General features: G+C 67.6%; 2 protein-coding genes. Both read left to right on the top strand.

The window, feature by feature from the left end; translation table 11 throughout:
- A partial coding sequence (locus AC2VON_RS05505) for an oxidoreductase (RefSeq protein WP_486952032.1) occupies positions 1-520 on the top strand: 520 nt, incomplete at its 5' end.
- Positions 521-549: 29 nt separating this feature from the next.
- Positions 550-3,746: hydantoinase B/oxoprolinase family protein (locus AC2VON_RS05500; protein ID WP_486952031.1), on the top strand; the 3,197-nt coding region annotated here is incomplete at its 3' end.

Below are 3,746 nucleotides of genomic sequence, written 5' to 3'. Positions count from 1 at the left end.
CCTGGCAAACCTCGACCTGGAGAAACTCGATGTCGTCAACCTGCGCGTCGGCGGGTTCGCCAACCCGGAGCCGGGCTCGATCGCCGAGCCGTTCACCGCACTCGCGCAACTGCAGCAGGAGGGACTGATCAGACATCTCGGGGTCAGCAACGTCACCGCCGAACAGGTCGCTGAGGCCCAATCGATCGCGCCGATTGTCTGCGTGCAGAACCACTACAACCTTGCCCACCGAGTCGATGATGACCTCGTCGATTCGCTTGCCGCGCAAGGCATCGCCTATGTGCCAGTCGTCCCGCTCGGTGGCTTCACCCCGCTGCAGTCCGACACGCTGCACACCGTCGCCACCCGGCTCGACACGACACCGTTTGCCGTCGCGCTGGCGTGGCTGCTCCGCCGCTCCCCGAACATCTTGTTGATCCCCGGCACATCGTCGGTCGCGCATCTGCGGGATAACGTCGCTGCCGCCGAGTTGAGCCTTTCCGAGGACGTGCTGACCGACCTCAACGGCATTGCCGCATAACCGGTGGAGCCGGCGCACACGGGCACAATGTGAGCGTGGCTGGGTGGCAGTTCTGGGTTGACCGGGGCGGTACGTTCACCGACATTGTGGCGCGCCGACCGGACGGGAGCCTGTCGACACACAAACTGCTGTCCGAGAACCCGTCGCGTTACCGCGATGCCGCCGTGGCCGGGATCCGCGCTCTGCTGGAAATCGGTGCGGACACCCCGATCCCGGCCCAGCTGGTCGACACGGTGCGGATGGGCACCACCGTCGCGACCAACGCGCTGCTGCAGCGCACCGGAGAGCGCACGCTGCTGGTGATCACCCGCGGTTTCGGCGACGCGCTGCGCATCGGCTACCAGAACCGGCCACGCATCTTCGACCGGCACATCGTGGTACCCGAGCCGCTCTACGAGCGCACCGTCGAGGTCGACGAACGGGTCACCGCCGACGGCACGGTGTTGCGGGCGCCCGATCTCGAAGCGCTCGGCGACCAGCTGCGGCGGGCGCACGCCGACGGGATCCGTGCCGTCGCGGTGGTGTGTATGCACAGCTATCTGTACCCGGAGCACGAGCGGCAGATCGGCAAGCTGGCCGAACAGGTCGGCTTCACCCAGATCTCGCTGTCCTGCCAGGTCAGCCCGTTGATGAAACTGGTTCCGCGCGGGGACACCACCGTGGTCGACGCCTATCTGTCGCCGGTGCTGCGCCGCTACGTCAACCGGGTGGCCGACCAACTGTCCGACGTTCGCCTGATGTTCATGCAGTCCAACGGCGGCCTGGCCGAGGCCCATCACTTCCGGGGCAAGGACGCGATCCTCTCCGGCCCCGCCGGTGGCATCGTCGGCATGGTTCGGATGTCGGCGCTGGCCGGGTTCGACCACGTCATCGGCTTCGACATGGGCGGCACCTCCACCGATGTGTCGCACTATGCGGGCGAATACCAGCGGGTGTTCACCACCGAGGTTGCCGGCGTGCGACTGCGGGCTCCGATGCTGGACATCCACACCGTCGCCGCGGGCGGCGGGTCGATCCTGCGGTTCGACGGCAGCCGCTACCGGGTGGGGCCGGACTCGGCGGGTGCGGACCCCGGCCCGGCCTGCTACCGCCGCGGCGGCCCGCTGACCGTCACCGACGCCAACGTGATGCTCGGCCGCATCCAGCCCGCCTACTTCCCGGCCGTCTTCGGGCCGGGCGGCGACCAGCCGCTCGACGACCAGATCGTGCGGCGCCGCTTCACCGCCCTGGCCGGCGAAATCCGGGCGCACACCGGCGACGGGCGTTCACCGGAACAGGTCGCCGAGGGGTTCCTGCGGATCGCGGTGGCCAACATGGCCAACGCGGTCAAGAAGATCTCCATCCAGAAGGGACATGACGTCACCCGCTACGTGCTGACCACGTTCGGCGGTGCCGGGGGCCAGCACGCGTGCGCGGTCGCCGACGAACTCGGTATGCGCACGGTGCTGGTGCCGCCGATGGCCGGTGTGCTTTCCGCGCTGGGCATCGGGCTGGCCGATACCGTCGCTATGCGCGAGCATTCCCTGGAAATCCGGCTCACCTGCGGCACTTTGGCGAAGTTGACCGGTGTCGCGGACTCACTCGAGCAGACGGCGCGTGCCGACCTCACCGACCAGGGCGTCGCGAGCGGATCGATCCGGGTGGCTCGCCACGTACATCTCCGCTACGACGGAACCGACACCGCGATCCCGGTCGAGCTCGGTGAAATCGGGGTCATGGAGGCGGAGTTCGAGGCAGTGCATCACCGGATGTACTCGTTCGTGATGGACCGCCCGCTGATCGCCGGTGCGGTCACGGTCGAGGCGATCGGGCTTGCCGAACAACCCGATCTGTCCTGTTGGGACGCCGACCCGCCCATCGGCACCGGGCAGCAGACCACAACCATCCGGCTCTACCGGGGTGGCGGGTGGGTCGACGCACCGCTGCATCGGCGGGAGCTCATGCGACCGGCGGACACCGTGGCCGGCCCGGCGATGATCACCGAGGCCAACGCCACCACCGTTGTCGACGACGGCTGGCGGGCGACGATGACCGACACCGGGCACCTGTTGATCCAGCGGACCGCCGCCCTGGAAACGCCGGATCCGGACACCGAGGACAGCACTGCCGACCCGGTCCGGCTGGAGATCTTCAACAACCTGTTCATGTCGATCGCCGAGCAGATGGGCGCGCGGCTGGAGGCAACCGCCCAGTCGGTGAACATCCGCGAGCGACTGGATTTCTCCTGTGCCTTATTCGATCCGGACGGCAACCTTATCGCCAACGCGCCACACATCCCGGTGCATCTCGGCTCGATGGGCGCCACCGTCAGGGAGGTGATCCGGCGCCGTTCGGGAAACGGCGTCCGCATGCAGCCCGGTCAGGTGTACGCGGTCAACGACCCCTATCACGGCGGCACCCACCTGCCGGACATCACCGTGATCACCCCGGTTTTCGATGAGGCCGGCCAGCGTGTCCTCTTCTTCGTCGCATCGAGGGGCCACCACGCTGAGATCGGTGGCATCACACCCGGTTCCATGCCCGCCAACAGTCACACGATCCGCGAGGAGGGCGTGCTGTTGGACAACTGGCTGCTGGTGGAAGGCGGACGGTTCCGCGAAACCGAGACCCGGCGCCTGCTCACCGACGGAGATTTCGCATCCCGCGATCCCGACACCAACCTCGCCGACCTCCGCGCACAGGTCGCCGCCAACCAGAAAGGCGTCGACGAGATCCGAAAGATGGTATCTTACTGGGGTATTGACGTAGTTTCGGGCTATATGCGCCACGTTCAGGACAACGCCGAAGAGGCGGTGCGCCGCGTCATCGACCGCCTTGGCGGCGGCGAGTACCGCTACCGGACGGATTCCGGTGCGGTGATCGTCGTCCGTATCGCCGTGCACCGCGCCACCCGCAGCGCGACGATCGACTTCACCGGAACCTCACCCCAGTCGGGCACGAACTTCAACGCGCCGTCCTCGGTGACCGCCGCCGCGGTGCTGTACGTGTCCCGGACGTTGGTCGACGACGAGATACCGCTCAACGACGGCTGCCTGCGTCCACTGCACATCGAAGTCCCGGCCGGGTCGCTGCTCGCACCGACGTATCCGGCCGCGGTCGTAGCCGGCAACGTGGAGACCTCACAGCAGATCACCGGCGCGCTGCTCGGCGCGCTCGGGGTGCAGGCCGAAGGCTCCGGAACGATGAACAACGTCACCTTCGGCAACCGGCACCACCAGTACTACGA

Source organism: Mycobacterium sp. TH-M82, assembly GCF_057473605.1.
The sequence above is the reverse complement of the archived record's forward strand: the minus strand, read 5'-3'. Positions and strand labels throughout refer to the sequence as shown.